Here is a 6,986-nt window from a genome sequence, read left to right on the forward strand (position 1 = left end):
GACACCTGGAAAAAGGACGTGTTGCCATGCTGGATCTGATGCCTTCACTGGGCAGCTGGCGGACTGCGGTCTCTGGCCAACGATGCGCTGTGGCCACGATCGTAGGGACCGGCGGCTCAGTCCCGCGCCCCATGGGGACTTCCATGATGGTTTCCGAACATGGCGAAATCCTGGGCAGCCTGTCCGGCGGTTGCGTGGAAGGGGCCGTCGTTGAGGCAGCCTTGGACGCAATGCGCGACGGCGGCCCACGCCTTGAGTCTTTTGGCTACAGTGCCGAGGACGCGTTCGCCGCAGGACTCACCTGTGGAGGAGAACTGGAAGTCCACATCCAGCCACTGGGTAGCGATTCCGGCGAAATGGCCTTGTTGGACATGCCCGTATCAAACGAACCCAGGGCCTTGGCACTCATCCGCAGGCTCGGTGGCGGAGGGGGAGTTGTGGTCGTTGATGATCCTGTTCGGTTCCGCGCCATGGAATCAACGCAACTGGCGCGGTTGGTGGGCGATCATCCCGCCACTTTGATGGCTGCGGCGGCCCAGGTTGAGCCGCTGCTCCAAGGCGGACGCACCGGGTTGGTCCGGCTGGCCGCACCCGAAGGCTGCATCGATGGCTGGGTCACCGTGGACAGATGGGAGTCGGCGGACCCGGAAGAAGTAACCCAGCCCGAGCCCATCACCTTATTCGTGGAAAGCCGCTTGCCGGCCGCGCGGATGCTCATTTTCGGGGCCAATGATTTCGGTGCCGCATTGCTCCCCGCCGGACAGTTGCTTGGTTACAACGTCACCCTGTGTGATGCCCGCCCTGCGTTTGCCCAGCAGGGCCGTTTCGCTGGCGCGGACCAGGTGGTCACAGACTGGCCGCACCGCTACCTGGAAGCGGAAGCAGCGGCCGGACGAGTCGACGCCCGGACCACCGTGTGCGTCCTGACCCACGATCCAAAGTTCGACATCCCCTTGCTCGAAACAGCCCTCCGCTTGGATCTGGCTTACGTCGGCGCGATGGGCTCGCGTCGCAGCCACCGGCAACGGGTTGACGCCCTGCTCGAGGCGGGCACGCCCTCCGAAGCGCTCGAACGGCTGCACTCCCCGATCGGTTTAGACCTTGGGGCAGTGACACCGGCCGAAGTCGCAGTCTCCATCACGGCGGAAATCATCGCCGAACGGGGAGCAGCCCAGAATGCCACAGCCCACAAAACGCCCGGCTTCCCGTCGCTGAAGGACAGCACCGGCCCGATTCACGCGGCACCGATTCACCCAGCACCTCAACCCCTCATTCAGGAGGACCCATGGACATGAACACCGTCGAGGCAGTGGTTCCCACCACGGATTCTTCTCAATGGCGCGACGGCGATGCCTGGCTCGCCGGAGGGACTGTCCTCTTCTCCTACGGAAGTACCGTCCTCAAACGGCTCCTCGATTTGGGCCAAGCGGATTGGCCGGCCATTACCGTAACCGATGACGGCATTGAGCTCGCCGCAACCTGCACCGTTGCCGAGCTCTACGCATTGCCGGTGTCCGCGGAAACAGCCAACCACGAGTGGCCCGGCCTGGCATTGATCCGTCCGTGCTGTGACTCCTTCGTGGCCTCCTTCAAGATCTGGAACATGTCCACGGTGGGCGGCAACATCTGCACATCCTTGCCGGCCGGCCCCATGATTTCGCTGTGTGCCGGGCTCGACGCCGCGGCAACCATCCAGAGCCCTGACGGCACCAGCCGCACAGTACCTGTGGCCGATTTCGTCACCGGGGACATGGAGAATGTCCTGGCCCCGGGGGAGTTGCTCCGCAGCATCCACCTTCCAGCCTCGGCTCTCTCCGCACGGGTCGCGTTCCGGCGATTATCGCTGAGTAACCTTGGCCGCTCCGGCGTGCTGCTCATCGGACGCCTCGATCCCGACGGCCGTTTGGTCATCACGGTCACCGCCTCCACCAAAAAGCCCGTCCAACTACGGTTCCCCGCCGGCCAGGTTCCCGACGCCGGAATGCTGGCTGACGCCGTCGGKGATTCCATTCCCTGGCCGCTGTACCACGATGACATCCATGGGCTCCCGGAGTGGCGTCGCGATATGACGTTCAAACTGGCCGAGGAGATCCGGGCCGAGCTGCTGGGCGAGTCAATGGCCGTGTCTGGCGATTTCTGGCCGCCCCACGCCACCTCGCCGCAACCATCCACGCAAACCGCACAGAACAACCCGCAGAAGGAGGCCTCCCATGGCAATTGAGATCAACGGCGCTGCCTCTCAGGCCACACCCCGGCCCGGCCAATGCCTCCGCACTTTCCTTCGGGAACAAGGAAACTTCGGCGTCAAGAAGGGCTGCGACGGCGGTGACTGTGGCGCCTGCACTGTGCACGTCGACGGCACCCCCGTCCACAGCTGCATCTATCCAGCCGTCCGCGCCGATGGCAAAGCGGTCACCACGATCGAAGGTCTCTCCACCGGCGAAAACCTTCACCCTGTGCAGGAGCAGTTCCTCGAAGCCCAGGGTTTCCAATGTGGTTTCTGCACCGCCGGCATGGTCATGACGGCAGCCACTTTCGACGACGAGCAACGGGCCAACCTGCCCCGCAACCTCAAGGGCAATCTGTGCCGTTGCACCGGTTACCGCTCCATCGCTGACGCGGTGTGCAGTCATAGCGACGAACACAAGCACGACGCCGGAGCTGACGTTTCCGGCGCACAATCGCCTGCAGCTGGACAGCCTGCAGCCGGAAATCCCACCGCCGGACATCCCGTGGCTGTGGAAGCTACTCCCGGCCAACTCGGGGACAACGTGCCCGCACCCGCCGGCCGAGCTGTGGTAACCGGAACTGCCCGGTACGCTCTGGATGTCCCGGCTGAGCAGTTGACCGGCCTACTGCACCTCAAGCTCCTGCGTTCGCCGCATCCGCACGCCCGGATCGTATCCATTGACAAGACCGCGGCACTTGCGGTTCCCGGCGTCGTCGCTGTTTTCACGCATGAAGATGCACCAGCGCAGTTGTTCTCGACGGCCCAGCACGAACACTTCACGGACGACCCCGATGACACCCGCGTGCTGGACAACGTGGTGCGGTTCATCGGGCAGCGTGTGGCTGCTGTTGTGGCCGAATCCGTTGGTGCTGCGGAGGCCGGAACCCGGGCGCTTGCTGTGGAGTACGAGCTTTTGGAATCCGTGTTCACGCCCCAGGAGGCGATCCTTCCCGGCGCACCTGCGATCCATGGTGACAAGGATGGCGTTTACTCCAGAATCTCCCGCCCCCTTCAGAACGTAGTGGCCGAGGTCCACGCCGAACTGGGCAGCGTGGCCGACGGCTTCGCGGCAGCCGACTTCATCCATGAGCACACGTACAAGACGCAAAGGGTTCAGCACGTCGCGATGGAAACGCACGCGTCCATTGCCTGGCTGGACGAGGAAGGCAGACTGGTTGTCCGTTCCTCCACGCAGGTTCCCTTCCTGGTCAAGCGCACCCTGATGCGGTTGTTTGACCTGCCGGAGGAGACTGTCCGTGTGGTGGCTGGCCGCGTCGGGGGTGGTTTCGGCGGCAAGCAGGAGGTCCTCACCGAGGATCTTGTGGCCCTCGCGGCACTGGCTTTGCGCAGGCCCGTCCAGTTGGAGTTCACCCGGACCGAACAGTTCACCTCCACCACAACGCGCCATCCCTTCACCATCAATCTCAAGGCGGGCGCCAGCCGGGACGGATACCTCACCGCCCTTCAACTGGACGTCATCACCAACACCGGCGCCTACGGAAACCATGCGCCCGGGGTGATGTTCCATGGTTGTGGCGAGTCGCTGGCCGTCTATAAATGCGTCAACAAGAAAGTGGACGCCCAAGCCGTCTACACCAACACCGTTCCCGCTGGTGCTTTCCGAGGGTATGGGTTGAGCCAGATGATCTTCGCGATCGAGTCCGCCGTCGACGAACTTGCCATCGGCATCGGCATGGATCCGCTCGAGTTCCGGCTCAAGAACATGGTCCGGCCAGGCGATCACATGCTCTCCACAACACCCGAGCCCGAGGAAGACGTCCACTACGGTAGCTATGGGTTGGACCAGTGCGTGGCCTTGGTCCGGAATGCCCTGGACCGGGGCAAGGAACGCTACCGGGCTGCCGGATTGGATGACCTCGGGCCGGACTGGGTGGTCGGGGAGGGCTCGGCCCTGTCCATGATCGATACCGTTCCGCCGCGCGGCCACTTTGCCCACACCAGGGTGAGCCTGGAAGCGGACGGAAGGTTCGCCGTCGACGTCGGTACTGCAGAGTTCGGGAACGGCACCACAACCGTGCATGCACAGCTGGCTGCGACTGCGCTGGCAACAGCAGCCTCAAAAATTACCGTCCGTCAATCCGATACGGACCTCGTGGAGCACGACACCGGCGCGTTCGGTTCGTCCGGGACAGTGGTGGCCGGCAAGGCGACGCTCGGCGCAGCCCTCGAGCTTGCCACCAGGATCCAGACCGTTGCGGCTTCGCTGACGGGGGCTGCTTTGACTGATTGCCGCTTGGTGGACGGAGCTGTGGAGTGCGGCGACCGCGTGGTTCCGCTCAAGGAAATTTACGACGCCGCCCGTCTCCAAGGCGTTCGGCTCGCCACCGACGGCAACTGGGGCGGAACGCCGCGGTCAGTCGCATTCAACGTGCACGGGTTCCGGGTCGCCGTTAATACGGGAACGGGTGAGCTGCGGATCCTGCAGAGCGTGCAGGCCGCTGATGCCGGCGTTGTGGTGAATCCGCGGCAGTGCCGTGGGCAGATCGAAGGCGGTATCGCGCAGGCGCTTGGTGCTGTGCTGTACGAGGAAGTGAAAGTGGACGACGCCGGACACGTCACCACGGATATCCTGCGGCAATACCACATTCCGTCATTCGCGGACGTGCCGCGGAGCGAGGTCTATTTCGCCACTACCAACGACTCCACCGGGCCCCTCGGCGCCAAGTCCATGAGCGAGAGCCCGTTCAACCCCGTGGCACCCGCGCTGGCCAACGCCATCCGCAACGCCACCGGAATCCGTTTCGGCGAGCTACCTATTGCCCGCGACAAGATCTACCTGGCCCTCCGTGACCGCACGCTTATCCCCAACTGAATCGCAGTTGAGCGCGTTTTGAGCCGTCAGAACGCGCTTAACTGCGACCTACTTGGGTGGGACGGTTACTTGGGCGAAACGGCGAGCTCCATGAACACGCTGTTCGGGTCAAGCGTGTAGTCCGCGAAGGGCGGGCACTCCGTGAATCCTTGCCGGGCATACAAACGACGCGCGGGCGCAAAGTAATCTTCGGTACCAGTTTCCAGGCTCACGCGTTCGTAGCCCCGCCGGCCGGCTTCGGCCACGATGTGCTTGAGAATCAGCGTGGCCACTCCCCGCCCACGGGCAGCGGCGGTGGTGCGCATCGACTTGATCTCGCCAAACCGGCCGCCTCCGTCAGAAGTGGCCAGGTCCTTCAGCGCGCCGCATCCCAGCAGCACCCCATCTTCGCGGGCTGTCCAGAACGTGATCGCTTCATGCGACAACGCCGAATGGTCCAACGCGTGCACGCTTTCTGCAGGCGACGTCGCAAACATGTCCGCTAGATGCTCGCTGAGGAGCTGATGGACATCCGGGCGCGTGGGATCGTCAAGTGCAATCTGAATCATGGATTCAAACTTACCGGCCCGGGATTGATCAAGCCTCCAGTCAGTCCTCCAGCAGGTGCAACTGATCCTTCGTATCCAGGTCTTCCCCGGAGCAGAGGTCGCTGCAATCCACCAGATCCACCAAGCCCGGGTGCGCTTTGAGGAACGATCGCGCCCCCGTGTCACCATTCGCGGCTTTCGCCGCTTGGGATCGGAGCCCGACGTCGATAATCACCGGGTGCCGACGCTTAAGGTGCCCTGACTCGTCAGGGTAGGCGGCTGCCGTGACCCGACCTGGACGGTGGCTGCCCAGCAGCCTGCTGACCGCCGTCGGGGTTAAACCGGGCTGATCCACCAGAGCCACCATGATGCTGTGTCCCGGCGAGGCCGCCTCGATTCCTGCGCGGAAAGAACCAGCCATGCCCTTGGCCCAGTTCTCGTTCTCGACCACGGTGTACGTCCGTAGATCCGTGGTGCTTCGAACGCGGTCCGCCTCGGCCCCGACCACGACCACAACCTCCCGGCAGCCGCCGTCGAAGAGAGTATCGGCGAGCACCTCAACCAGCGTGCGGCCGCGGTAGGGGAGCAGCGCTTTCGGTCCGCGGCCCAAGCGCGTACCGGCCCCTGCGGCAAGCAGGACGCCCGTAGTGGGCGCCACGCCGGATCCAGTCATATCCTCACGATACGCGCGGGCATGCACGCGGTCTGTAGCTCGCTCAGAGCTTTCCGGGACATCTACCAAAATCGGTTGCAAACTACTCCTCAGTAGGTCTGTTGGTAGGTTCCGACGGCCATTATTGTCGGTAGGGAATTGTTCAAATCGCTCTAATGCAATGATGCGTGGAGGAAAAGGGGAAGATGGCGGGCAGTTTCGAAATACTCAAGGCCGGGACGAACACGTTCAGGTTCCGACTCACAGCCGATGACGGCACAGTTGTGGCAGTGTCGCCACAGTTTCCCAATTTGAAGGCCGTCGTGGCCGGTATCAACGCAGTCCGCGAAAACGCGGCAACCGGATTCGTCGTAGACCGGAGGAATCTGGGCACCTAGGCCTCCCGGGTACTACACACAAAAACAAGTTGGCGGCAGTGTTCTTCACGAACACTGCCGCCAACTGTATTTCTGCGGGTTGTTAGGCGTCGCCGCCTGCTCCGCCGGTAGTGCCCGCGTTCACGTCGAGCAGCTTGTAGCGGTCAATAGCGTACGACGGCGCGCCCTCCTCAACTTCGCCCCTCGCCGCCAGCAACTGGAGGGTTTTGGYGACGATGGAGTGGGTGTCGTTTTTGAAGTAGCGGCGGGCGGCTTGGCGGGTGTCGGAGAAGCCGAAGCCGTCTGCTCCGAGGGAGGCGAAGTCGTTGGGGATGAATTGGCGGATTTGGTCGGGGACGGCTTTCAT

The 6,986-nt window shown here is 63.4% G+C and carries 7 protein-coding genes; 4 read left to right on the forward strand and 3 right to left on the reverse strand.

Going from position 1 to position 6,986, the window contains the following annotated elements; translation table 11 throughout:
- The first annotated feature begins 26 nt into the window (after nucleotides 1–26).
- The 3 genes from AC1DCM_RS16090 to AC1DCM_RS16100 are packed head-to-tail and all read left to right on the forward strand — an operon-like array spanning nucleotide 27 to nucleotide 5,063.
- Complete coding sequence (locus tag AC1DCM_RS16090) at nucleotides 27–1,295, forward strand: XdhC family protein (RefSeq protein ID WP_477518984.1); 1,269 nt, start codon at nucleotides 27–29, stop codon at nucleotides 1,293–1,295.
- Entirely contained in the window at nucleotides 1,286–2,221 is a 936-nt protein-coding gene (locus AC1DCM_RS16095; RefSeq protein WP_477518985.1) for an FAD binding domain-containing protein, read from the forward strand. The genes AC1DCM_RS16090 and AC1DCM_RS16095 overlap by 10 nt, the downstream gene beginning before the upstream one ends.
- On the forward strand, nucleotides 2,211–5,063 hold the full coding sequence (locus AC1DCM_RS16100; protein WP_477518986.1) for a molybdopterin-dependent oxidoreductase: 2,853 nt from the start codon (nucleotides 2,211–2,213) through the stop codon (nucleotides 5,061–5,063). The genes AC1DCM_RS16095 and AC1DCM_RS16100 overlap by 11 nt, the downstream gene beginning before the upstream one ends.
- Nucleotides 5,064–5,128: 65 nt before the next feature.
- On the opposite strand, the gene AC1DCM_RS16105 is transcribed toward AC1DCM_RS16100, so the two are convergent.
- Together AC1DCM_RS16105 and nboR are read right to left on the reverse strand one after the other, a co-directional pair.
- Nucleotides 5,129–5,611, reverse strand: coding sequence for a GNAT family N-acetyltransferase (locus AC1DCM_RS16105; protein ID WP_477518987.1), 483 nt, complete (start codon nucleotides 5,609–5,611; stop codon nucleotides 5,129–5,131).
- Between the two features lie 40 nt (nucleotides 5,612–5,651).
- Nucleotides 5,652–6,290, reverse strand: coding sequence for a nicotine blue oxidoreductase (gene nboR / locus AC1DCM_RS16110; RefSeq protein ID WP_477518992.1), 639 nt, complete (start codon nucleotides 6,288–6,290; stop codon nucleotides 5,652–5,654).
- 158 nt (nucleotides 6,291–6,448) lie between these two features.
- On the opposite strand from nboR, the gene AC1DCM_RS16115 reads away from it, so the two are divergent.
- A complete protein-coding gene (locus AC1DCM_RS16115; protein WP_223934473.1) occupies nucleotides 6,449–6,640 on the forward strand; it encodes a YegP family protein in 192 nt (63 codons plus the stop codon).
- An 82-nt stretch (nucleotides 6,641–6,722) separates the two neighbouring features.
- Here AC1DCM_RS16115 and AC1DCM_RS16120 read toward each other — a convergent pair.
- Nucleotides 6,723–6,986: hypothetical protein (locus AC1DCM_RS16120; RefSeq protein ID WP_477518988.1), on the reverse strand; the 264-nt coding region annotated here is incomplete at its 5' end.

The sequence above is a fragment of the Paenarthrobacter sp. 10N417 genome, assembly GCF_056394745.1.